Genomic DNA, 23,054 nt, shown 5'->3' with positions numbered 1-23,054 from the left:
AAGAGCTCAAAACAGGAAATACCGCTGGGCCATCGGCAGCACCTCGGCCGGCTCGCAGACCAGGAGCTCGCCATCGGCGCGCACGTCGTAGGTCTCCGCGTCGATCTCGATGTTCGGCGTGGCGTCGTTGAGGATCATGCTCTTCTTCGAAATGCCGCCGCGCACGTTCTCCACGGCGACGAAGAGCTTCTGCGCGCCGAGCCGTTCGCGAAGACCGTCCTCGATGGCGGCCTTCGAAACGAAGGTGAGCGCGGTGGCGAAGGGCGACCGGCCGATCGCCCCGAACATCGGGCGGTAATGCACCGGCTGGGGCGTGGGAATCGAGGCGTTGGGGTCGCCCATCGGCGCGGTGGCGATCATGCCGCCCTTGATGACGAGGTCGGGCTTCACCCCGAAGAAGGCCGGGGTCCACAGTACGAGATCGGCGAGCTTGCCCGCCTCCACCGAGCCGACATGGGCCGAGACGCCATGCGCGATGGCCGGATTGATCGTGTATTTCGCGATGTAGCGGCGGGCGCGCAGGTTGTCGTTGCCGGAAGCGTCGCCCGGCAGGCTCCCGCGCTGGCGCTTCATCTTGTCCGCCGTCTGCCAGGTCCGGATGACGACCTCGCCGACCCGGCCCATGGCCTGGCTGTCCGACGACATCATCGAGAGCGCACCGATATCGTGCAGGATGTCCTCGGCCGCGATGGTCTCCTTGCGGATGCGGCTCTCGGCGAAGGCGAGATCCTCGGGAATCGCCGGGTCGAGGTGGTGGCAGACCATGAGCATGTCGAGATGCTCGTCGATGGTGTTTTTCGTATACGGGCGCGTCGGGTTGGTGGAGGACGGGAGCACGTTCATCAGCCCCGCCACCTTCATGATGTCCGGCGCGTGGCCGCCCCCCGCCCCTTCCGTGTGGAAGGCATGGATGGTCCGCCCCGCGAAGGCGCGGATCGTGTCCTCGACGAAGCCGGATTCGTTGAGCGTGTCGGAATGGATCATCACCTGCACGTCATGCAGGTCGGCCACCGTGAGGCAGGTGTCGATGGCCTGGGGCGTGGTGCCCCAATCCTCGTGGAGTTTCAGGGCGCAGGCGCCGGCGCGGACCATCTCGACGAGGCTCTCGGGCCGCGAGGCGTTTCCCTTGCCGGCGAAGGCGAGGTTCATGGGGAAGCTATCCGCCGCCTCGATCATCCGGGCGAGATGCCAGGGGCCGGGGGTGCAGGTGGTGGCGAAGGTGCCGTGCGCCGGGCCGGTGCCGCCGCCGAGCATGGTGGTGACGCCCGAGCACAGGGCCTCCTCGATCTGCTGCGGGCAGATGTAGTGGATGTGGCTGTCGAACCCGCCGGCCGTGAGGATCTTGCCTTCGCCGGCGATCACTTCGGTGCCGGGGCCGACGATGATGTCGACGCCGGGCTGGATGTCCGGGTTGCCGGCCTTGCCGAGCTTGAAGATCCGCCCCTTCACGATGCCGACATCGCATTTCACCACGCCCCAATGGTCGAGGACCACGGCATTGGTGATGACGGTGTCCACCGCGCCATCGGCATTCGTCACCTGCGACTGCCCCATCCCGTCGCGGATGACCTTGCCGCCGCCGAACTTCACCTCCTCGCCATAGGTGGTGTGGTCGCGCTCCACCTCGATGACGAGGGAGGTATCGGCGAGGCGGATGCGATCGCCCGTGGTGGGGCCGAACATGTCGGCATAGGCCGAGCGGGCGAGGGAGGCGGGGCGGGGTGTGTTGGACATCAGGCGGCCTCTCGTGCCTCTGCGACGGCGCGGTCGAACAGAGCGTCCAGCGCCGCGTTGACGCCGCGACAGCCGGCAACGACTTCTTTCGCCCAATCGATGTAGTTCGCCACGCGCTCCGCGCCCCAATCGTCCGGGGGGCTCGCCACGAGCGAATGCAGGTTGCTGATCTTGTCCGCGATCTTGAGTGCGCAGGCGCCGCGCGACTTGTGCGGCGCCTGCTCGACCTGGAGCCGCTTGCGCTCGGCCTTGGGCAGAGATTTGTCGTCCGTGACCTCGGCCACGAGTTCGGCGACGCGCCGACCGAACAATTGCTCGATCTCCTCGCGGCTCGTCCCGGTATCCTCCACCGTGTCGTGGAGCCAGCCCGCCGCCACCAGATCGGCATCGGGCGCTTCGGCCGTCGCGGCCAGGAGCGAGGCCACCTCGGCGAGGTGGTTCACGTAAGGCTCGCGCGCCGCGCCCTTCCGGGTCTGCCCCACGTGACGCCGCGCGGCGAACTCGGCGGCACGGGTGACGAGGAGGATGCCATCGCGCAGGCGGAACGTCTCGTCGGTCATAGGGACCCCATCACGTCACCGCGGAACCCGTAGACCGTCCGCGCGCCGAGCAGCGGCACCAGGGAGACCTCCCGGGTGGCGCCCGGCTCGAACCGCACCGCCGTGCCCGGCGCGATGTCGAGGCGCTGGCCCCTCGCCTTCTCGCGCTCGAAGGTCAGGCCCGGATTCACCTCGTAGAAATGGTAATGCGAGCCCACCTGGATCGGCCGGTCGCCGACATTGGCCACGGTGAGCAGGGTGCGCTGGGCGCCGTCGTTGAAGACGATCTCGCCCGGAAGAGTCGTCACAATGCCCGGCACATCCGACGAGGGCGCGCCGCGGATCGGGTGGTGGACGGTGACGAGCTTGGTCCCGTCGGGGAACGTCGCCTCCACCTGGATGTCGTGGATCATCTCGGCGATGCCCTCCATCACTTGGTCGGCGGTGAGGACATGGGCGCCCGCCTGCATCAGTTCGGAGACCGAGCGGCCATCCCGCGCGCCCTCCACCACGGCATCGGTGATGAGCGCGATCGCTTCGGGATAGTTCAGCTTGACGCCGCGGGCGAGCCGGTTGCGGGCGACCTGGGCGGCCATGGCGACCAGGAGCTTGTCCTTTTCGCGCGGGGTCAGGAGCACGGGAAACCTCGGGTGTTGGCCAATCGAGCGGAGACTTGGACACGTTGGCCCTCAAGGCAAGGACCGTGCGCGACGAATGCAAGCGGTATCGATGCATCTCTGCGCAAACAACGCGACCCCGGCAGTCCGAGCGCCTTCGTGGCGTAGGGCTGGTTTCTGGCGGGATGTGCCAAATTCGTCTTTCCACTTGATTGGACAAATCACGTTCGGAGAACAGCTGAGACGATAGGGATTTTTCAATCCAAAGATGTCATTCCCGATCCTAATCTCGCACCAATATAAGTATAGAGCCGACTTTAGGATCCGAGTCATGACAGAATCCAGCAAATTGCCTGCCGAATTGGACATGACGAATGCGGCGGATGTCGAATGGGTGAGATCGCGAAACGATCCCGCGATTTGGCATGAAGCGGCGATAGCGGCAGTTGCTTATCGTGGCGACAAGCATGGCTTTCTGCCATGGCTCATACAACAGCCAAACATGGACCGCGCAACGGCAGGATGGTTGCTTTTCTGGCTTCAAGGCTCAAAATATTTACAAGGTCAAAAAGACTCGTTCTGGGCAAAAATTTACGACAATGATGCCGTCTCTCTACTGGATAGTCTTTGTCAGAGAAGTGAGAAGATCGGCTTCATCGAAGATAGCATCGGTCTGGACGGTGGCTTCGAGAAGGAGCGCCAAGCGTGCCTAGCAGTCATTGAAGATGGACTGCTGGCTACGGAAATCACCGTTCCCCATGCCATTATCGCAAAAAGCTTCAAATCTCCATCGGGAACCCAGCCCTATGAGATCCATGACGGGACGCTTCTGAGCATCGATTTTCTTCGGGATTCGATGCCGGAACTATATTCGTGACGATGCCGAAGTGGCAAACATAGCGTGCCTGTCCCTAACCGGCGACAAATCTATACGGTCTATGCGCCATCGGTTGACAGGACGCCGCTCCTCGGCCGAACAGCGGAGGCATTCCTCTCCCTGAGACTAGGGCAGGCCCCGTGACCTATCCCCGCGACCTCGTCGGCTACGGCCGCAACCCGCCCCATCCGCGCTGGCCGAACGGCGCGCGGATCGCGGTGCAGATCGTGCTCAACTACGAGGAGGGCGGCGAGAACTGCATCCTGCATGGCGATGCTGCCTCGGAGGCGTTCCTGTCGGAGATCGTCGGCGCCCAACCCTGGCCGGGCCAGCGGCACATGAATATGGAATCGATGTTCGAATACGGCTCGCGTGCGGGCTTCTGGCGGATCTGGCGTCTGCTCCAGGCGCGGAATGTTCCCGTCACCGTGTTCAGCGTCGCCACGGCGCTCGCCCGCCATCCCGATATCGCCGCGGCCATGAAGGAGGCCGATTGGGAGATCGCCTGCCACGGCTTGAAATGGATCGACTACCGCGACTTCACCCGCGAGGAGGAGAAGGCGCATATGGACGAGGCGATCCGCATCCACACGGAGATCACCGGCGAGCGGCCGCTGGGCTGGTACACGGGCCGCTCCTCGGTTCACACCCTCGATCTCGGCGTGGAGGCCGGCTTCACCTGGCTCGCCGATTCCTACGCCGACGACCTGCCCTACTGGATCGAGGAACCGAGCGGACGCGGCCTCGTGGTGCCCTACACGCTGGACGCCAACGACATGAAATGCGTCGCCCTTCAGGGGTTCAACACCGGCGACCACTTCTTCACCTACCTGCGCGACACGTTCGACGCGCTCTACGCGGAGGGCGAGACCGCGCCGAAAATGATGTCGGTGGGCCTGCATTGCCGCCTCGTCGGGCGCCCGGGACGGATCGCGGCGCTGGCCCGCTTCCTCGACCATATCGCCGCCCATGAGGACGTCTGGGTCGCGCGGCGGATCGATATCGCCGAGCATTGGATGAACACTCATCCGCCGGGCTGATCCCCCGCCCGCTGGACGGAACGGGCGTTCCTACTCCATCCTCGAAGCGGTATCCCCGACGGGACGAGGGGAACGCGTGAGGCCGTGGAGTTCCCAGCCGCTTCTTCGAAACCCGACAGGACCGCATCTCCGTGCCAACGACCGTCGAGAAGCCCCCCGAACGCCGTCGCCGCAAGGACGGCGCGGCGCGGCGCGAGGCGATCCTCGATGCCGGACTAGAGGTGTTCTCAGGGCTCGGCCTGCACGGGGCGAGCGTCGACCGGCTCGCCGAGCGGGCCGGCCTGTCGAAGGCCAACCTCCTCTACTACTTCCCCTCCAAGGAAGAGCTCTACGTGGCGGTGCTGCGCCGCGTCCTCGACGTCTGGCTCGATCCCCTGCAATCCTTCGACGCGGACAGCGAGCCCGCCGACGCGATCCGGGCCTATATCCGCGCCAAGCTGACCCTGTCGCGGGATGCGCCGCAGGCCTCGCGGCTGTTCTGCCTGGAGATCGTCCAGGGCGCACCGCTCCTGCGGGCCGAACTCGAAGGCCCCCTGCGCGGGCTGGTGGAGAGCAAGGCGGCGATCCTGCGCGGCTGGATCGACCAGGGCCACATCGGTGCCCACGACCCGCACCACCTCATCTTTTCGATCTGGGCGATCACCCAGCACTACGCCGATTTCGCGGTCCAGGTGGATGCGGTCACCGGCCGGAGCCTCGACGAATCCGACTTCTTCGAAAGTACAGTGGCGAGCACGCAGGCCCTGATCCTCACCGGGCTGGGCCTGCGATAGGCACTCGGCGGATTTCGCGTCCAGGAGCCCGCTCTGGAAGCGAGCCCCATCGGCGAGATCCCCGAAAAACCTATTTCTTCGAGGCGAGATACGCGATCACGTCATCGATCTTCTTGTCGTCGGGATAGCCGGCGAACACCATCTTCGTCCCCGGCACCTTGGCCTTTGGGTTCTTCAGCCATTCGTGCAGGCTCGCCTCGTCCCAGGTGAGGCCGGACGCCTTGAGCGGGGCCGAGTAGGAATACCCGTCGAGGGAGGCCGCCTTGCGGCCGACAACCCCCGTCAGATCCGGGCCGACGCCGTTCTTGCCGAAGGCATGGCAGGCCTTGCAGGGCGCGAACGCCTTCTCGCCAGCGGCGGCATCGCCCTCGGCGTGGGCCGCCATCGGAAGCAGCATCGCGACGAGAGCACCGAGCATCGGGTACCGCATGGGGTTTCCTCTCCGTGGTTGTTTTGAATACCTCCAGATTACTGACCGCATGCTTCCCGAAGGCAATGTCCGAGAGGGAAGACTCACGAGAACGTGTCACGTCGCGAGGATGGCCAGAGAAGATTCGCGTATCCGCCCCGCAATTCAGCAGACGCCGCCTCCCCACCGGGCAAATCGGAGAGAGTTTGGGCAAACACCTAATCTGTTAGATTTAGAGTTTGATCATATGGTCCAAACAGCTACCGTTCACCATCGGACGGGGCGAACACGGTACACTCCGTTCGCAACCTTGACCGGCATTGGATCCCATCGTCCAATCTCTGCCAGCTCAGCGAGGTTGTCATGAATGTCGGCGTCTTCATTCCTATCGGCAACAACGGCTGGCTCCTGTCGGAGAATGCGCCGCAATACAAGCCGAGCTTCGAACTGAACAAGCAGGTCGTCCTCAAGGCCGAAGGCTACGGGCTCGATTTCGCCCTGTCGATGATCAAGCTGCGGGGCTTCGGCGGCAAGACCGAGTTCTGGGACCACAACCTCGAATCCTTCACGCTGATGGCGGGCCTCGCCGCCGTGACGAGCCGGATCAAGCTCTTCGCCACCGCCGCCACCCTGTGCATGCCCCCCGCCATCACAGCCCGGATGGCCTCCACCATCGATTCCATCTCCGGCGGCCGCTTCGGGCTGAACCTCGTGACGGGATGGCAGCGGCCTGAATACTCGCAGATGGGTCTGTGGCCCGGCGACGAGTACTTTTCGCGGCGCTACGAATACCTCTCCGAATACGCCCAGGTACTGCGCGATTTGTGGGAGACGGGGTCCTGCGACCTCAAGGGCGAGTTCTTCCAGATGGACGATTGCCGGCTCTCGCCCCGGCCGCAGGCGGAGATGAAGATCATCTGCGCCGGCCAATCGGCCGCCGGCATGGCGTTCACGGCGAAATATGCGGACTACAATTTCTGCTTCGGCAAGGGCGTGAACACGCCCACCGCCTTCGCCCCCACGGTGGAGCGACTGGAACTCGCCAAGGCCGAGACGGGCCGGGACGTCTCCTCCTACGTGCTGTTCATGATCATCGCCGCCGAGACCGACGAGGAGGCCCGCGCCACCTGGGAGCATTACAAGGCGGGAGCGGATCAGGAGGCCATCGCCTGGCTCGGGGTCCAGGGCGCGGCCGATACAAAATCGGGCGCCGACACCAACGTGCGCCAGATGGCCGACCCGACCTCGGCGGTGAACATCAACATGGGCACCCTCGTGGGCTCCTACGCGGAGGTGGCGCGCATGCTCGACGAGGTCGCCACCGTGCCCGGCACCGAAGGCGTGCTCCTGGTCTTCGACGATTTCCTCGAAGGGCTCGATGCCTACGGCACCCGCATCCAGCCGCTGATGCGCTCGCGGGCGCATGTCACCGCCGATGCGGTGCCGATGGCGAAGGTGGCGTGATGGTCGCCGGCTATCACGACGCAGCCGGACGCCATGGCGGCATCACCCTCCCCGCCCGGCCCGAGCCCATCGCCTTCGCTGCCGAGGCCACGGCCCTCATCGTCATCGACATGCAGAACGCCTACGCGACGAAGGGCGGTTATCTCGATCTCGCCGGGTTCGACGTCTCGGCGACCGGGCCGGTGATCGGACGGATCGCGACGGCCGTCGCTGCCGCCCGCAAGGCCGGGATCAGGATCGTCTGGTTCCAGAACGGCTGGGACCCGGATTATGTCGAGGCCGGAGGGCCGGGCTCGCCGAACTGGCACAAGTCGAACGCCCTCAAGACCATGCGCAGCCGCCCCGACATGAACGAGCGGCTGCTCGCCAAGGGAAGCTGGGACTACGCCCTGGTGGATGCGCTGAGCCCCGAGCCCGGCGACATCGTGCTGGGCAAGCCGCGCTACAGCGGCTTCTACAACACCCAGCTCGACAGCCTGCTGCGCTCGGCCGGCATCCGCACCCTGGTCTTCACCGGCATCGCCACCAATGTCTGCGTGGAATCGACTCTGCGTGACGGGTTCTTCCTCGAATATTTCGGCATCGTCCTCGCCGACGCGACGCATCAGGCGGGGCCGGACAGCCTGCAGGCGGGCGCGCTCACCAATATCGAGACCTTCTTCGGCTGGGTCTCGGATGTCGCGAGCTTCGAGGCGGCCCTGGGCGAGCGGGACGCCGCCGCGGCGGAGTGACACCCTCCCCTCGCGCCCTCGACCTCATCTTGAGGTGCCGCAGCGTAGCGGAGGCCTCGAAGGAGGCTTTCAGTTCGCTCCCAGGGGCCTGGAGGCCTCCTTCGAGGCCCGCTGACGCGGGCACCTCAAGATGAGGTCACGGGTGGGCAAGACGACACAGACGACGAAGACGGCCATTTCGACGATCGAACGGGAGCACCGCGAACCATGCCCAAGACCGTGATCATTCCCCCAGGCACCGGTAAGCCGTTGGCCCCCTACGTGCCGGGCACCCTCGCCGACGGCGTGCTCTACGTCTCGGGCACCCTGCCGCTGGATGCGGATGCCAACGTCGTCCATGTGGGCGATGCCGGCGCGCAGACGAGACACGTGCTGGAGACGATCAAGGGCGTCGTGACCGCCGCCGGCGGCACCATGGACGATGTCACCTTCAACCACATCTTCCTGAAGGACTGGGCCGATTACGCCGCGATCAACGCGGTCTATGCCAGCTACTTCCCCGGGGAGAAGCCGGCGCGCTACTGCATCCAGTGCGGCCTGGTAAAACCAGACGCCCTGGTGGAGATCGCCTCCGTCGCGCATGTGGGCAAACCGTGAGCGCGACCATCCATCACGAGATCCACGGGGACGGGGAACGGACGGTCCTGCTTTCGCCGGGCCTCGGCGGATCGTGCGGCTATTTCGCACCGCAGATTCCGGCCCTGGCCGAGCGGTTCCGGGTGGTCGGCCACGATCATCGCGGCACCGGGCGCTCGCCCGATGCGCTGGAACAGGGCCACAGCATCGCCGCCATGGCCGCCGACGCCCTTCGGGTGATGGACGATCTCGGCATCGCCACGGCCGACATCGTCGGGCATGCGCTCGGCGGGCTCATCGGCCTCGAACTGGCGCGTGCCCATCCCACCCGGGTGGGGCGGCTCGTGGTCATCAACGGCTGGGCCAGGACCGATTCCGCGACGAAGCGGTGCTTTGCCGCCCGCAAGGCCCTGCTGGCCCATGCCGGCCCCGAAGCCTACGTGGCCGCGCAGGCGATCTTCCTCTATCCGGCGCCCTGGCTTTCGCTCAACGCGGAGCGCGTCGCGGCGGACGAGGCCCATGCCCTGGCGCATTTTCCCGGACCTGAGAACACGCTGCGGCGGATCGCGGCGCTGGAAGCCTTTGATCTCACCGCGCATCTGTCCGGTATCCCGCACGAAACCCTCGTGATGGCAGCGGCCGACGACGTGCTCGTGCCCTATCTGCGCTCGGAGGAACTCGCGGCGGCGTTGCCCAACGCCACGCTGGATCTGGCCAAGAGCGGCGGCCACGCGCATAGCGTGACGCAGGCGGAGGCGTTCAACCGCACCCTCGTCACCTTCCTCGACCGGCCCTGAGGGAGTTCGTCATGGCTCATCCGGCTCGACCGGTTCGTCTTGGCGAGCCAGCGCGCCATCTCGCTCGGATCCTCGAGGGGCTGCCGGTGTTCAGGCGCGAAACCGGTGACCACTTTTGCTGAACCTGCTCAGGATGAAAGCTCCGCCATGACCGAGACGACGTTGCCCACGGTCGAGGCCGGAGCTTTTCGCGAAGCGATGGCCCATCTGGCCAGTTCGGTCCATCTCGTCACCACCGACGGGCCGGGCGGACGGGCCGGTTTCACGGCCTCTTCCGTCTGCAGCGTCAGCGACGCGCCGCCGACGCTCCTCGTCTGCATCAACCGAACCTCCTCCGCCTATGTCGCAGTGAGCGCCAATGCGGCCCTGTGCGTGAACACGCTGTCGGGCGGGCAGGCCGCCATCGCCGGCGCCTTCGGCGGCCGCACCCCCATGGACGAGCGCTTCGCGGCGGGGGCCTGGCGAGTGCTCGCCACCGGGGCACCGGTGCTGGAGGGAGCGTTGACCGCCTTCGATTGCCGCATCGTGGCGCGCCACGCCGTCGGCAGCCACGACGTGCTGTTCTGCGAGGTGGTGGATCTCTCGGAGCCCGCCGGCCAACAGGGTCTCGTCTATGCCGGCCGGCGCTACCACACCCTGCCCGTGGCGGTCGCTCCGCCGCACCCCGCCGCCGTCTGACCGTCCGGCCTCGCCCCGAGCATCCCGTCACGCTCCTCGCCTCACGCGATCCACCGCCCGGAGACCACGAGACCATGGCAGCCGAACCCTATTTCCCCGTCTGGCGCGCCAGAGATGCGACGACCGAGGCCGCGGACGTCATGCCCGACGAGCGCCTGCCGGCGGGCCAGACCGTGCTCCTCGGCTTCCAACACGTGGTGGCGATGTTCGGCGCCACGGCCTTGATGCCGATCCTAATGGGGTTCGACCCCAACCTGGCGATCTTCTTCTCCGGCATCGGCACACTCATCTTCTTTCTCGCCACCGGCGGCCGGGTGCCGAGCTATCTCGGCTCGTCGGCGGCCTTCGTCGGGGTGGTGATCGCAGCCACGGGCTATGCCGGGGCGGGACCGAACCCCAACATCGCCGTGGCGCTCGGCGGCATCATCGCGGCGGGCCTGCTCTACGGCCTCGTCGGCGCCGTCATCGGTCTCGTCGGCTATGCCTGGGTGGAGCGGGTGATGCCACCGGTGGTGACCGGAGCGGTGGTGGCCGCCATCGGCCTCAACCTCGCGCCGATCGCGACGCGGATCATCTCGGCCTCCGCCTTCGACACCTGGTTCGGCCTCCTGACGGTGGTCATCGTCAGCGTCATCACCATCTACGCGCCCGGCCTCGCCCGTCGCCTGCCGATCCTAATCGGAGCGGCCCTCGCCTACCTTCTCTATCTCCTCCTCGCCAACGGGTTCGGTCTCGCCAAGCCCATCGACTTCTCCGCCGTCATGGCCGCCCCCTGGATCGGCGTGCCGGGCTTCGTCGCGCCGGTGTTCGACACCAAGGCGATCGCCCTCATCGCCCCGGTCTTCGTGGTGCTGATCGCCGAGAATCTCGGCCATATCAAAGCCATCGGCGCGATGACGAGCCGCAACCTCGACCCCTACATCGCCCGCGCCTTCCTCGGCGACGGCCTCGCCACCATGCTGTCGGGCGGGCTCGGCGGCACCGGGGTGACGACCTATGCGGAGAATATGGGCGTCATGGCCATGACCCGAATCTACTCGACCCTGGTCTTCGTGGTGGCCGGCTTCACCGCGATCCTGTTCGGCCTATGCCCGAAATTCGGAGCGCTGATCCTGACCCTGCCGGTGCCGGTGATCGGCGGATTGTCGGTGGTGGTGTTCGGGCTGATCGCGGCCACCGCCGGGCGGATCTGGGTGGAGAACAGGGTCGATTTCGCCAATGCCCGCAATCTCCTCACCGTCGGGATCGCGGTGGTCCTCGGCGCCGGGGACCTGACCCTGAAATTCGGCTCCTTCGCCTTCGGCGGCATCGGCACCGCCACGTTCGGGGCGATCCTCATCTATCATCTGCTCGGGCTGACGCGGCTCGGACGCGCACCGGCCAATCCGGCCAGCGTGCGGGCCTGAACGGACCCCGTCTCAGGACGCCCGCGGATCCGAGCCTCACTCGGGCCTCAGCGGGATCTGTACCCGCCGCGACGGGCGGAGCCGGTGGCGATGTCGCGCTCATCCCCGCGGCGGGGCGCGGAGGCGGCGTATCTGCCGCGAGCATCCAAGGCGGCCTGGCCTACGAGGCCGCCGGGCGCCACGACCGCCGGGAGGCCGGCCGGCGCGGTATAGCTCTGGGCCGAGGCGGCGGAGGCTGCCAGGACCGAGGCAAGGGCGAGAAGACCGGTGGACAAACGTGCCGTCATGGGTGTCGTCCTCATCGTCGATTCCGATGCCGACCCACCGGCATCATCGATTCGAGGTCCCAATCCTTGAGCAGGACTGCCCAACCAAGCAACAGAAATTGCCGCCGCACTGTGCAGCATGCTGCCGACAGGCAGAGGACGATCGGCCCCTATCCGGCAGAAATCGAGCGGGCCAAGCGTGGTTCGGTGCCGGGAGCGCGGCTCATTCGGCCGCGAACAGCCCCGGCATCTCGGGCTCGACGCTGCCCGGCAGGCTCGCCTTCGGGTCGCCGGGGCCGGTCTCACAGCCGAGCGACGGCAAAGCGATGACGCGGTTGCCGCGAAAATCCATGCGGCAGACGATGGTGCCACGGGTCTCGACATAGGCGAGCAGACGCCGTGCCCGGCCCGGCGAGCGGCTGCCGATGGCGCGGGCCAGGGCCTCGTCGCCGGGGCAGGGCTCTCCCGCCAGAGCGGCGCGAGCGAGCAGCAGGAACAGGCCCTGGACCTCGTCGGGCAGGGCGGCGGCGGCGCTTTGCGCCTCCTCCCAGCGCCCGTCGCTGTCGGCCGGGGCGCCTTGCCCGTCGATTCCCGCACGGGCGACGCCGAGGCGGCGGCGGAAGGCGGCGAGAGTGAGGGACTCACCGTCGAGCCCACGCATGCGGCAGCGGACGAGGAAGTCCTGATAGATCACCGCCACCGGCTGACGCCCGGCATCCGGGTCGGTGGCGATGCCCCGCAGGATCTCGTCGAGCCCGGCACGCAGATCTTCCTCGCTCAAGGGCTCGGGCGCCTCGGCGGGTTCGGGCCGGTAGGCACTGAGCTCACGCAGCAGATCGGCCGGGCTGGCGCGCGGTGTCGGAGGGGTGCGCGGAGCCGGGGCCCAGGAGGCAGGGCCGTCCTCGGCCGAGCGGGTGAGGATCAGGGCGCGCAGATCCGCATCGGCGGGGGCGGGGAGCGGCACGAGCTTCGGGGAGCCCGAGCGCGCCGAGGTCGAGACCGGGCCGATGCGCAGGGCCAACGGCCGACGGCTCAACGCGGGCCCGAGGGCCACGAATTCGCCGCGCGAGAGGTCGCGGAACCGCTCGGCGCCGCGGCGGTCGAGGCCCAGCAGGTCGGCGGCGCGGGCCATGTCGATATCGAGGAAGGTGCGGCCCATCAGGAAGTTGGTGGCTTCCGCCGCCACGTTTTTCGCGAGCTTGGCGAGGCGCTGCGTCGCGATGATGCCCGCGAGCCCGCGCTTGCGGCCGCGGCACATCAGGTTGGTCATGGCGCCGAGGGAGGCCTTGCGCGCCTCGTCGGAGACGTCGCCGGCCGCGGCCGGTGCGAAAATCTGCGCCTCGTCGACGACGACGAGAACGGGGTGCCAATGGCTGCGCTCGGCCTCGAACAAACCGCCGAGGAAGGCGGCGGCCGCGCGCATCTGTGCCTCCATGTCGAGGCTCTCCAGGGTGAGCACCACGGAGACCCGGTGGGCGCGCACCCGCGCCGCGATGGCCTGGAGATCGCCCTCGCCATGGGCACCATCCACCACCACGTGGCCGTAAGCCTCTGCCAGGGTGACGAAATCGCCTTCGGGATCGATGATGACCTGCTGGACCGAGCCGGCGCTCTGTTCGAGCAGCCGCCGCAGCAGATGCGACTTGCCCGAGCCGGAATTGCCCTGGACCAGGAGACGGGTGGCCAGCAGCTCCTCGAGATCGAGCCGGGCGGGCTCTTCGCCCGGGCCCATGCTCAGCCCCATCTCGATCCCGACCGTCATTCCCGCTCCGCTGTCCCGCAACCCGTCCGCGACGATGGCGACCCTAGCACGGATGGGCTCAGGCGACCTCCCCCTGCCCTTCCCACATCCACAGGGACGCTCCAGGAGAAGAATAGGTCCATCATCCTAGGACAACTAACGCAGGCCTTTTGTCCTAGGAACATAGCCCTTCTCGAGAGGAAAGCCTCGAATGAGCAGTGGGACGGATGCGTTGCATTTTCCTGCCGGACTCCCTTGCCGGCTCGCCCGGGGCATCTAGTTCGCCTGTCATGAACACCATCCTCGTCGTCGCCCTCGTCTGCGCCTCCACCGTCCAGGCCCCGGATTGCACGCGGGAGACCGCCCTCGACGTGATCACCGGGCAGGCTCACACCCTGCAGGAATGCCTGATGCAGGGGCCGGTCCTCGCGGCCAATGCCGGCCACGGCGCCGACAAGGACAGCTACGTGAAGACCCGCTGCGACCAGCGGCGCTGACATCCGGGAGCGCGACCCTCATGAGCGACGACGTCAGCCCGGACCGGGCGGTGATGATCCGCTTGCGCGCCCGCCTTGCGGTGGTGGAGCGGGCAGCGTGGTTCGGCTTCGCCGAGGCGATGCGCCGGCAGCCGGAGGAGACCGAGGCCTATATCGCGGCAGAGCGCGCCAAATGCGCCGCCGGCTTCGCCGGGCCGAAATGGGCGCGCGACCTCAGCGATGCCGAGCGGGCGATGCTCGGCGCCGAGGTCGATGCCGGGCTGGCGCAGCTGGTGGAGGACGCCAAGGAGGCGTGAGCCTTACGGACCTCCCTCCCCGCACATCTTCGGGCGCTGCTCATCACGACCAAATCACATTGTCGGTCGATTTGCGGCAAAATCGCAACAGATCGTCGATTTTAAGAGTGTTGCGGAAGAGAATCTCGACTTCCACCTGAAAACCCATGATTGCTCCCTTGATCGACTGGGGAACATCCATGGCCACCGTTCAAGTTGAAGATAACTACTTCGATATTGAAGCAATCCATGGCGCATGGTCCGCAGGATTTCTCAGAAAGACATCGGCCACCAAATATACACTCTCGCGCGACGATGGCACCTCCTATGGAATGGAACTGGTAGGATCCGGGTTCCAATACACAAAAAGCGGAGACATCAAAGCCGGGACGATCAAGTCGATCAGCCTGATCCACGTCGATGGATCAACGCAATGGACGATGTCGGGACTTTCGCTCAACGCGAATGCCTTTCGTATTGCACTGACCGATTCGAGTTTCGATGATAAGGGGCCGCTCCTCAAGCTGTTCGCCCCCATTGCACTGACCGTCTACGGTGCGTCTCTAGACGATAAGTTCTTCGGCGGCCAAAAGGCCGATACCTTTCTCGGCAGTTTCGGTTCGGATACCTTCGTGGGTGGCTCCGGCAAGGATGCGATCGACGGAGGGATCGGGGATTACGATGTCGTAGACTACAGTCGCGAGTCCGGTGGCAGGGCCATCAAGGTCGATCTCGAGAAGGGCACGGCGACCGATACCTACGGATTCGTGGATTCGATCAAGAACGTCGAGTTGATCATCGGTACGGGCAAGGCCGATTCCTTCATGGGATCGAAGACGGCGTCCTACGAAGCGTTCAGCGGCGGTGCCGGCGCGGACATCATCAACGGCGGCGGCGGAACCCACAACACGGTCCGGTACGACATCACGGCCTCGACGGGTGTGATCGTCGAACTGGCGGGCAATCCAGATGGGAGCGGCTTTGGACGCTCCCTCTCCCCGCTTGAGGATGACAGGTTGATCGGCATTCAAGACGTCGTGGGAACGAGAAGCGACGATACGATCATCGGCTCCAATGAAAACAACATCCTCTCCGGCCTCGCGGGCGCTGATCATCTCGACGGCGGACGAGGGATCGATACGGTGGATTATTCTCTCGAAACCGGATGGGACACCGGCATTAGGGTAAACTTGGAGCAATCGTCCGGCTACGACACGATGGGAAAAAAGGACGATCTGATTTCCATCGAAAACGTCACCGGATCGGAGTTGATAGATTTCATCACGGGCTCCCGGTTCAAGAATACGCTCCTCGGGCTCGACGGCAACGACACGCTTCGAGGCCTTGCGGGAAACGACCGCCTGTCGGGTGGCGATGGAGCCGACATTCTCTTCGGCGGTCTCGGCAAGGACATTCTGACGGGCGGTTCGGGCCACGACACCTTTGTCTTCGATAGCACGCCGAATGCCGTGTCGAACGTCGACCGGATCGTCGACTTTTCCGTGTCCGACGACAGGATCAGGCTCGATCACCCTGTCTTTGCCGCCCTCGCGAAGGGCCATCTCACCTCCGACGCCTTCATCATCGGCGCCAAGGCCACCGATGCCGATCATCGGATCCTCTACAATTCCAAGACCGGCGCAGTGTCGTACGATGCCGACGGCAACGGCGGTGCGAGTGCCGTGCAATTCGCCACACTCGACGCGAACCTCAAGCTGACGGCGGACGATTTCTACGTTCTGTAGGAGCGTCGAGAACCACCTTGGGGGGACCTCACCCGCCCCACAGGTCCCGCCATGCGGGCGGCATCGCCAGCCCCGGCAGGCTCGTCGCTGCGTGAATTCCGATCGCCACTGCACGGGCGAGCGTGTCGGCCGCCGCCGCGCCGATGCGGGCGAGGTCCGTGATGGGGTCGGAGAGCGCGACCCGGCCGGTGGAGACCGCGAAGACCGCATCACCGTCGAGCGGGGTATGAACCGGGTGGATCGCCCGCGACAGCCCGTCCTGTGCCATCACCGCGAGGCGGCGGGCCTGGGCCTTGGTCAGGTCCGCGTCGGTGGCGACGATGGCCAGGGTGGTGCTGCTGCCGGGCAGAGCCTCGCGCGGCCAGGTGAAGGCGTCCGCCGGCATCGGATCGGGGAAGCCGAGAGCGCCGAATTCGCCGTTCCGCTCGAAGGGTGCAGCCCAGAAATGCCGCCCCTCCCCCACCGTGACTCGGCCGAAGGCGTTGACGGCCACCAGCGCCCCGACCCGCGCCGGCGTGCCGCCCACCAGGGAGGAAGCCGAGCCGAGGCCGCCCTTGAGGTTGGCCGTGCGCGCGCCGTAGCCCACGCCGACGGTGCCGAGGGCGACATCCTCGGACGCAGCGGCGGCGGCGGCGTAGCCGAGGTCGCGATAAGGCGAGACGCGGCCCCATTCCTTGTCGCCGCCGTTAAGGAGATCGAACAGGATCGCGCCGGGCACGATGGGGACGCGGATGTCGCCGATGGGAAACCCCCTCCCCCTCTCGGCGAGCCAGGCCACGACGCCGGCGCCCGCATCGAGGCCGAAAGTCGAGCCGCCGGAGAGGACCAGGGCGTCGATGCGTTCCACCGTGCGTTCGGGATCGAGGAGGTCGGTCTCGCGGGTGCCCGGCCCACCGCCGCGCACGTCCACCCCGGCCACCACCGGGGCGTCGAACAGGATCGCGGTGGTGCCGCTCGCCACCCGCGCGTCATGGGCGTGGCCGACCCTGATACCTGCGATGTCGGTGATGCGGTTGCGCATCGGAATCCTCCGAATCTCGTGGATCCTCCAAATGTCTCTCAGAACGATCTCATGCCGGGGCGGTCGGGGCCAGCGGCGACGGGTTCCGGCGGCGTCTTGGCCCGCCGCGCGGCGCGGAGGGAATCGGCGGCATAGAGGGCGAGCGCCAACCAGATCAGGACGAACAGGACCAGTCGATGCGGCTCCAGCCGTTCGCCATAGACGAGGACGCTGAGCCCCAACAGGCAGGAGGGGGCGAGGTATTGCATCAGCCCGAGGGTGGAGAGGGTGAGGCGCTGGGCGGCGGCGGCGAACCAGATCAGTGGCAGGGCGGTGGTGACGCCGGTGAGGAGCAGCAGCGCGAGCCGGACGGGATCGCCCTTCACCACAGGCTCGGCGAGGCCGACAAGGTAGATTCCCGCGAGGGGCAGGAGCAGGAAGGTCTCGGCGGCAAAGCCCACCATGGCGTCGACCCCCACGACCTTGCGCACCAGCCCGTAGAGCGAGAAGCTGGCGGCGAGGCACAGGGACAGCCAGGGCAGGTGCCCGGCCAGCACCACTGCGAGCACCACCCCGGCGGCGGCGAGCCCCACCGCCACGGCCTGGACCGGCCGCAGCCGCTCACCGAGGACGAGGGCGCCCAGCGCCACGCTCATCAGCGGGTTGATGAAGTAGCCCAGACTCGCATCGAGCATGTGCCCGGACTGGACCGCCACGAGGTAGAGCAGCCAGTTGACGGCGATGAGCCCGGCCGAGACGACGAGGAGGAGATGGCGCCGCCTCAGGGGAAACGGGTTGCGCACCCGCCGGCGCAGAATCGCCAGCAGGGCGACCACGAGCACGCTCGACCAGACGATGCGATGAGCCAGGATGCTGCCGGCCGGCACGGCATCGAGCAGCCGGAAATGCACCGGGACGACGAGGCCCCAGCTCAGATAGGCACCGAGCGCGTAGATCAGACCCACGACGTTCCTCCCCTCCCTTGCGAGGTTGGGACGGGGTTTACACCAAGTCTCGCGGGACGGCTCCGGTGGGGGATCGGGGAGCCGATCTAGATGGAGAGGCCGTTCGGTTCCGCGACGGGATGACCGTGATCGGGAGCGGCAGAGCGGCGGTTTCTTGCTCGAAACCTGTCGCCTGTCATCGACCACTTTGCCCCTTAGCGGCCCCGGGGAAGGTCAGCTTCAGGGCAAAGAACCCTGAAAGCCGCCGTTGAAGCCTTCAGTTGCCGAACGCACGAGACCGTCACTTCCTCAGCGGCACGCCCTTCGTGGTGAAACGCGGCGCGCCCGAATGGCGCATGGGGCGCGGCTGGCCCTGTCCCTTGCCGGCACCGAGCCCCGTTCCCGGCGGCTGCGAGGACGGAATCAGCTGGTCCGGCCTCGGCCCGATGAGATCGGCGCGGCCCATGGCCCGCAGCGCCTCGCGCAAGATGGGCCAGTTCTCGGGGTCGTGGTAGCGCAGGAACGCCTTGTGCAGCCGGCGCTGCCGCATCCCCTTGATCGCGTCCACCGGCTCGCTGCCGCCGCGCCGCACGCCCTGCAGCGGATTGATTTCGGTGTGATACATGGTCGTGGCCGTCGCCATGGGCGAGGGCAGGAACGTCTGGACCTGATCGGCGCGATAGTCGTTCTTCTTGAGCCAGACGGCGAGGTTCATCATGTCCTCGTCGGTCGTGCCCGGATGCGCCGCGATGAAATACGGGATCAGGTAGTATTTCTTGCCGGCCTTCTTGGCGGCGGCGTCGAACATCTCCTTGAAGCGGTCGTAGGTGCCGATCCCCGGCTTCATCATCAGGTCGAGGGGGCCGCGCTCGGTGTGCTCGGGCGCGATCTTGAGACGGCCGCCGACGTGATGGGTCACGAGCTCCTCGACATATTCGGGGCTTCGCACCGCCAGATCGTAGCGCACGCCGGAGGCGACCATCACCTTCTTGACGCCCTCCACCTCGCGGACCTTGCGATAGAGCCGGATCAGGTCGTCGTGCGAGGTGTTGAGGTTCGGGCAGATGTCCGGGAAGACGCAGGACGGCAGGCGGCACGCCGCCTCGATCTTCGGGTCCTTGCACGCCATCCGGTACATGTTGGCCGTGGGTCCACCAACGTCCGAGATCACGCCCGTGAAGCCCGGCGTCTTGTCGCGGATCAGCTCGATCTCGCGCAGGATCGAGCCCTCCGAGCGGTTCTGGATGACGCGGCCCTCGTGCTCGGTGATGGAGCAGAAGGTGCAGCCGCCAAAGCAGCCGCGCATGATCGTCACCGAGAACTTGATCATGTCCCAGGCGGGGATCTTCGCATCGCCGTAGGAGGGATGGGGGGCGCGGGCGTAGGGCAGGTCGTAGACCGCATCCATCTCCTCGCTGGAGAGCGGGATCGGCGGCGGGTTCAGCCACAGGTCGCGGTCGCCGTGGCGCTGGACGAGGGGGCGGGCGTTGCCGGGATTGGCCTCCCGGTGCAGCACCCGCGAGGCGCGGGCATAGGCCTCCTTGTCGTCCTTGACCTCGTCATAGGCGGGGAGCCGGATCACGGTCTCGCCGGGGCGGCGGCTGGCGGCCTCGTCAGCCGAATCGAGATCGTCGGCGGGCAGCTCGGTGTAATGCTCGGGCACGCGGCGGAACAGGGCGACGCCCCGGACGGAGTCGAGCTCGTGCGGCGCCGCGCCGGCCGCGAGGCGGTTCGCCACCTCGACCACGGCGCGCTCGGCATTGCCGTAGAGCAGAAGGTCGGCCTTCGCGTCCGCCAGGATCGAGCGGCGCACCTTGTCGGACCAGTAATCGTAATGGGCGATGCGGCGCAGGGACGCCTCGATGCCGCCGAGGACGATCGGCACGTCCTTGTAGGCCTCGCGGCAGCGCTGCGTGTAGACGATTGTGCAGCGGTCCGGGCGGGCGCCGCCTTGTCCGCCCGCCGTGTAGGCGTCGTCGCTTCGCAGGCGACGGTCCGCCGTGTAGCGGTTCACCATCGAATCGAGATTGCCGCCGGTGACGCCGAAGAACACATTCGGCCGGCCGAGCGCCTTGAACGGCTCCGCCGATTGCCAGTCGGGCTGCGCGATGATGCCGACCCGGAACCCTTGCGATTCGAGGAGCCGGCCGATGATCGCCATACCAAAGCTCGGATGATCGACATAGGCGTCCCCCGTCACCAGGACGATGTCGCAGGCATCCCACCCGAGCGCGTCCATCTCGGCGCGGCTCATGGGCAGGAACGGCGCCGCCTTCCGGAGAGGCTGCAGGTTGCAGGCGAGGGGAGCCACGGATCGACTCGGGGAAGCTTGAAGGTCCATGGGGTCCGTGCATAGACCGCCCAGGCCGCAAGCTCAACGAAAGGTCGAATTCGAATAAGAGGCCTTCCAAAAACCATCGGCGGCTCGAGATGGGTGGCGAGCCGCTTACCCGGCCCGAATTGCTGCCGGCCGCTTCACACCTCGCTCCGCCTCCCGAGGAACGGGCGGCCCCCAATCACCGCCGTGGCGGGGTGATCGGGTCGCCGCGCAGGAGGGCGTTGAGACGTTCGGTGTCGAAGCCGTCCGTGGCCTTCGGCTTGGCCGGGACGGGTTTCGCGGAAGCGGTCTTGGTCACCGGGGGCTTGCCCGCCGAGGAGGCGGAGGGCTTCGCCGAGGCGGGCTTCGCGCCCGTCGGACGGGGGGCCACCGGGCCTGTGGTGGAGAGGACGCCCGGCTGGAGCAGGGTCGGGATCGAGCCGGTATCCTGAGGCTCGCTCACAATCGGAGCCTGCACCATCTGTGGCGCGGGCGCCGCCGGAAGATGGGCCAGCCGGTCGGCGCTGACGAATCCGATCGCCAGGATGCTCAGCCCAAAGACGCTGCCGATGACGAGGAAGCGCAAGATACGCACGCGATACGCTTTCTACAAATACTCAACACCTTGATCACCAGTTTTAATCCAAGGCCGTTAACGAACCCGAGCATCGGCGGGGGCCGGACCGTGCCATTTTCTGACCCTTTCTCATGTCGCTGGCAGGAGACGGTCACAGGATCTGGCTGAGGAAGGCTTGTGTCCGGGAATGCCGGGGCCTGTCGAAGAAATCGGCCGGCGGAGCGGTCTCGATGATCTGGCCCTCGTCCATGAACACCACGCGGTCGGCGATCTCGCGGGCGAAGCCCATCTCGTGGGTGACGCAGAGCATGGTCATGCCGCCGCGCGCCAGCTCGGCCATGGTGTCGAGGACCTCCTTGACCATTTCCGGGTCGAGGGCCGAGGTCGGCTCGTCGAACAGCATCACCTTCGGGCTCATGCACAAAGCGCGGGCGATCGCCACCCGCTGCTGCTGCCCGCCCGAGAGCTGGCCGGGAAACTTCCCCGCCAGCTGCGGGATGCGGACGCGTTCGAGATAGCCCATCGCCAGTTTCTCGGCCGCCGCCCGGCCCATCCGCTTCACGTGGATGGGGGCCAGGGTGCAGTTCTCCAGCACGGTGAGATGGGCGAACAGGTTGAAGTGCTGGAACACCATGCCGACCTCGCGGCGCACGGCGTCCACGCTCGCCTGCGCGCCGGTGAGTTCGGTTCCATCCACCCGGATCGTGCCCTGCTGGTGCGCCTCGAGCCCGTTGACGCAGCGGATCAGGGTCGATTTGCCCGAGCCCGAGGGGCCGCAGATCACGATCTTCTCGGCCTTCGCCACCGTGAGGTCGACGTCGCGCAGGACGTGGTGGGCGCCGAACCATTTGTTGACGCCGGAGAGCGCGACGGCGGGGGAGGTCTCTGTCATCGGGTCTCGTCCCTGGCTTTCACCGTCATCGCCTGTCCCCCGCCGCGAGGCGGCGCTCGATGAATCCGGCATAGCGCGCCATGCCGAAGCAGACGGCGAAATAGACGAGGGCGGCGAAGATGTAGGCGGTGGCCGGGATGGTGGCGGCCGACCAGCGCGGATCGGCGCGGGAGGCTTCCAGCACGCGAATGAAATCGCTGATGCCGACGATGGAGACCAGGGTCGTGTCCTTGAACAGGCCGATCATCGTGTTGACGATGCCGGGCAGAGCCACCTTCAGCGCCTGGGGCAGGATGACGAGGCGCAGCGCCTGGCCCCGGCCGAGGCCGAGCGCCGCCGCCGCTTCGGCCTGCCCCTTCGGCACGGTCTGCAGCCCGCCGCGCACCACCTCGGCCATGTAGGCGGAGGCGAAGAGCGCGATGCCGACGAGGGGCCGCAGCAGGCGGTCCACGGTGATGTCGCCGGGCAAGAACAGCGGCAGCATCACGTTGGCCATGAACAGCACCGTGATCAGCGGCACGCCGCGCCAGAACTCGATGAAGGCGGTGGAGAGCACGCGCACCACCGGCATGGTCGAGCGCCGCCCCAGCGCCAGCAGGATGCCGAGCGGCAGGGAGACGACGATTCCCACCGTGGCCACCACCACGGTGACGAGGAAGCCGCCCCACAGGCCCGTCGCGACGGTCTTCAGCCCGAGGGACGGTGCGCCGGAGAGGAGCAGGTAGGCCAGGACCGGGAAGACCAGGAAGGCGAAGAGCGCGCCGAGATTGCGCCGGGGCGCCCCGAGCCAGAGCATCCATCCGGCGGCGAAGGCCAGCAGCGCGACGGCGAAGTTCGGGCGCCAGCGCTCGGCGGCGGGGTAGGAGCCATAGGCGAGGTAGTTGATCTTGTCGGCGATGAAGGCCCAGCAGGCCCCGACTGGCCGCCCCGCCACTTCCGGCCGGCAGGCATCGCCCGACGCCCCGGTCCAGACCGCATCGATGACGAGGAAGCGGATCGCGATGGGCAGCAGCCAGGCGAGCAATCCCAGGATCGCCAGGGTGGTGAGCCCATTGCCGAGACTCGAGAACAGGTTCCGGCGCAGCCAGCCCAGCGGTCCGCCGACGGTGGCGGGCGGCGGGCGCGAGGCGACGAGATCGGCGCGGACGAATCGCTCCAT

General features: G+C 66.9%; 24 protein-coding genes and 1 pseudogene. 12 read left to right on the top strand and 13 right to left on the bottom strand.

What is annotated here, in order from left to right; genetic code table 11:
• Positions 1 to 6: 6 nt before the first annotated feature.
• The 3 genes from ureC to ACYQR9_RS16930 are packed head-to-tail and all read right to left on the bottom strand — an operon-like array spanning position 7 to position 2,911.
• Positions 7 to 1,734: an urease subunit alpha gene (gene ureC, locus ACYQR9_RS16940; RefSeq protein WP_056425635.1), complete on the bottom strand. Its 1,728-nt coding sequence runs from the start codon at positions 1,732 to 1,734 to the stop codon at positions 7 to 9.
• Positions 1,734 to 2,294: an HD domain-containing protein gene (locus tag ACYQR9_RS16935; protein ID WP_461227485.1), complete on the bottom strand. Its 561-nt coding sequence runs from the start codon at positions 2,292 to 2,294 to the stop codon at positions 1,734 to 1,736. The genes ureC and ACYQR9_RS16935 overlap by 1 nt, the downstream gene beginning before the upstream one ends.
• On the bottom strand, positions 2,291 to 2,911 hold the full coding sequence (locus tag ACYQR9_RS16930; RefSeq protein ID WP_461227484.1) for an urease subunit gamma: 621 nt from the start codon (positions 2,909 to 2,911) through the stop codon (positions 2,291 to 2,293). Before ACYQR9_RS16930 ends, ACYQR9_RS16935 begins: the two co-directional genes overlap by 4 nt.
• A gap of 310 nt (positions 2,912 to 3,221) precedes the next feature.
• Between ACYQR9_RS16930 and ACYQR9_RS16925 the strand changes: the two genes are divergently transcribed.
• The 3 genes and pseudogenes from ACYQR9_RS16925 (at position 3,222) to rutR (ending at position 5,580) form a co-directional block, all read left to right on the top strand.
• Entirely contained in the window at positions 3,222 to 3,767 is a 546-nt protein-coding gene (locus ACYQR9_RS16925; protein WP_461227483.1) for a hypothetical protein, read from the top strand.
• Positions 3,768 to 3,907: 140 nt separating this feature from the next.
• A pseudogene (gene puuE, locus ACYQR9_RS16920) lies at positions 3,908 to 4,798 on the top strand (allantoinase PuuE); the annotation flags it as partial.
• 140 nt (positions 4,799 to 4,938) lie between these two features.
• Positions 4,939 to 5,580: an HTH-type transcriptional regulator RutR gene (gene rutR / locus ACYQR9_RS16915; RefSeq protein WP_461227482.1), complete on the top strand. Its 642-nt coding sequence runs from the start codon at positions 4,939 to 4,941 to the stop codon at positions 5,578 to 5,580.
• A 70-nt stretch (positions 5,581 to 5,650) separates the two neighbouring features.
• On the opposite strand, the gene ACYQR9_RS16910 is transcribed toward rutR, so the two are convergent.
• Positions 5,651 to 6,010 (bottom strand): c-type cytochrome, encoded by a 360-nt coding sequence (locus tag ACYQR9_RS16910; protein ID WP_311274587.1) that lies wholly within the window; start codon positions 6,008 to 6,010, stop codon positions 5,651 to 5,653.
• Between the two features lie 342 nt (positions 6,011 to 6,352).
• On the opposite strand from ACYQR9_RS16910, the gene rutA reads away from it, so the two are divergent.
• From rutA to ACYQR9_RS16880, 6 genes are all read left to right on the top strand, one after another.
• Positions 6,353 to 7,453 carry a pyrimidine utilization protein A gene (gene rutA / locus ACYQR9_RS16905; protein ID WP_461227481.1) on the top strand — a complete coding sequence of 367 codons (1,101 nt, stop codon included), beginning with the start codon at positions 6,353 to 6,355 and terminating at the stop codon, positions 7,451 to 7,453.
• On the top strand, positions 7,453 to 8,184 hold the full coding sequence (gene rutB / locus ACYQR9_RS16900; protein WP_207411339.1) for a pyrimidine utilization protein B: 732 nt from the start codon (positions 7,453 to 7,455) through the stop codon (positions 8,182 to 8,184). Before rutA ends, rutB begins: the two co-directional genes overlap by 1 nt.
• A 207-nt stretch (positions 8,185 to 8,391) precedes the next feature.
• Entirely contained in the window at positions 8,392 to 8,781 is a 390-nt protein-coding gene (rutC, locus tag ACYQR9_RS16895) for a pyrimidine utilization protein C (protein ID WP_056425656.1), read from the top strand.
• Positions 8,778 to 9,557, top strand: coding sequence for a pyrimidine utilization protein D (rutD, locus tag ACYQR9_RS16890; RefSeq protein ID WP_461227480.1), 780 nt, complete (start codon positions 8,778 to 8,780; stop codon positions 9,555 to 9,557). Before rutC ends, rutD begins: the two co-directional genes overlap by 4 nt.
• Before the next feature lie 147 nt (positions 9,558 to 9,704).
• Positions 9,705 to 10,235: a flavin reductase gene (locus ACYQR9_RS16885; RefSeq protein ID WP_461227479.1), complete on the top strand. Its 531-nt coding sequence runs from the start codon at positions 9,705 to 9,707 to the stop codon at positions 10,233 to 10,235.
• A 74-nt stretch (positions 10,236 to 10,309) separates the two neighbouring features.
• The gene (locus tag ACYQR9_RS16880; protein WP_461227478.1) at positions 10,310 to 11,641 is read left to right on the top strand and encodes a solute carrier family 23 protein; all 1,332 of its coding nucleotides are present in this window, start codon (positions 10,310 to 10,312) and stop codon (positions 11,639 to 11,641) included.
• 47 nt (positions 11,642 to 11,688) lie between these two features.
• Here the strand turns inward: ACYQR9_RS16880 and ACYQR9_RS16875 are convergent, their stop codons facing one another.
• On the bottom strand, positions 11,689 to 11,928 hold the full coding sequence (locus ACYQR9_RS16875; RefSeq protein WP_461227477.1) for a hypothetical protein: 240 nt from the start codon (positions 11,926 to 11,928) through the stop codon (positions 11,689 to 11,691).
• A 202-nt stretch (positions 11,929 to 12,130) separates the two neighbouring features.
• On the bottom strand, positions 12,131 to 13,669 hold the full coding sequence (locus ACYQR9_RS16870) for an ATP-binding protein (RefSeq protein WP_207411216.1): 1,539 nt from the start codon (positions 13,667 to 13,669) through the stop codon (positions 12,131 to 12,133).
• 269 nt (positions 13,670 to 13,938) lie between these two features.
• Here ACYQR9_RS16870 and ACYQR9_RS16865 point away from each other — a divergent pair, with 269 nt between their 5' ends.
• On the top strand, positions 13,939 to 14,145 hold the full coding sequence (locus ACYQR9_RS16865) for a hypothetical protein (protein ID WP_056425674.1): 207 nt from the start codon (positions 13,939 to 13,941) through the stop codon (positions 14,143 to 14,145).
• A gap of 20 nt (positions 14,146 to 14,165) precedes the next feature.
• Positions 14,166 to 14,441 carry a hypothetical protein gene (locus tag ACYQR9_RS16860; protein ID WP_056425677.1) on the top strand — a complete coding sequence of 92 codons (276 nt, stop codon included), beginning with the start codon at positions 14,166 to 14,168 and terminating at the stop codon, positions 14,439 to 14,441.
• Positions 14,442 to 14,484: 43 nt separating this feature from the next.
• Here the strand turns inward: ACYQR9_RS16860 and ACYQR9_RS16855 are convergent, their stop codons facing one another.
• The gene (locus ACYQR9_RS16855) at positions 14,485 to 14,622 is read right to left on the bottom strand and encodes a hypothetical protein (protein WP_461227476.1); all 138 of its coding nucleotides are present in this window, start codon (positions 14,620 to 14,622) and stop codon (positions 14,485 to 14,487) included.
• Between ACYQR9_RS16855 and ACYQR9_RS16850 the strand changes: the two genes are divergently transcribed.
• Positions 14,621 to 16,165: a calcium-binding protein gene (locus ACYQR9_RS16850; RefSeq protein ID WP_461227475.1), complete on the top strand. Its 1,545-nt coding sequence runs from the start codon at positions 14,621 to 14,623 to the stop codon at positions 16,163 to 16,165. The genes ACYQR9_RS16855 and ACYQR9_RS16850 overlap by 2 nt on opposite strands.
• Before the next feature lie 28 nt (positions 16,166 to 16,193).
• Here the strand turns inward: ACYQR9_RS16850 and ACYQR9_RS16845 are convergent, their stop codons facing one another.
• The 6 genes from ACYQR9_RS16845 to ACYQR9_RS16820 all read right to left on the bottom strand — a co-directional run bounded on the left by ACYQR9_RS16845 (position 16,194) and on the right by ACYQR9_RS16820 (position 23,054).
• Positions 16,194 to 17,186: a P1 family peptidase gene (locus ACYQR9_RS16845; RefSeq protein WP_461227474.1), complete on the bottom strand. Its 993-nt coding sequence runs from the start codon at positions 17,184 to 17,186 to the stop codon at positions 16,194 to 16,196.
• Between the two features lie 38 nt (positions 17,187 to 17,224).
• Positions 17,225 to 18,130: an EamA family transporter RarD gene (rarD, locus tag ACYQR9_RS16840; RefSeq protein ID WP_207411219.1), complete on the bottom strand. Its 906-nt coding sequence runs from the start codon at positions 18,128 to 18,130 to the stop codon at positions 17,225 to 17,227.
• Positions 18,131 to 18,410: 280 nt separating this feature from the next.
• Positions 18,411 to 20,450 carry a YgiQ family radical SAM protein gene (locus tag ACYQR9_RS16835; RefSeq protein ID WP_461227473.1) on the bottom strand — a complete coding sequence of 680 codons (2,040 nt, stop codon included), beginning with the start codon at positions 20,448 to 20,450 and terminating at the stop codon, positions 18,411 to 18,413.
• A 175-nt stretch (positions 20,451 to 20,625) separates the two neighbouring features.
• Complete coding sequence (locus tag ACYQR9_RS16830; protein ID WP_056425689.1) at positions 20,626 to 21,021, bottom strand: hypothetical protein; 396 nt, start codon at positions 21,019 to 21,021, stop codon at positions 20,626 to 20,628.
• A 133-nt stretch (positions 21,022 to 21,154) separates the two neighbouring features.
• The gene (locus ACYQR9_RS16825) at positions 21,155 to 21,895 is read right to left on the bottom strand and encodes an amino acid ABC transporter ATP-binding protein (protein ID WP_461227472.1); all 741 of its coding nucleotides are present in this window, start codon (positions 21,893 to 21,895) and stop codon (positions 21,155 to 21,157) included.
• Positions 21,896 to 21,920: 25 nt separating this feature from the next.
• On the bottom strand, positions 21,921 to 23,054 hold the full coding sequence (locus ACYQR9_RS16820; RefSeq protein ID WP_461227471.1) for an amino acid ABC transporter permease: 1,134 nt from the start codon (positions 23,052 to 23,054) through the stop codon (positions 21,921 to 21,923).

This window comes from Methylobacterium sp. CM6241, assembly GCF_054817845.1.
This window is presented reverse-complemented; position numbering and strand designations above follow the sequence as displayed.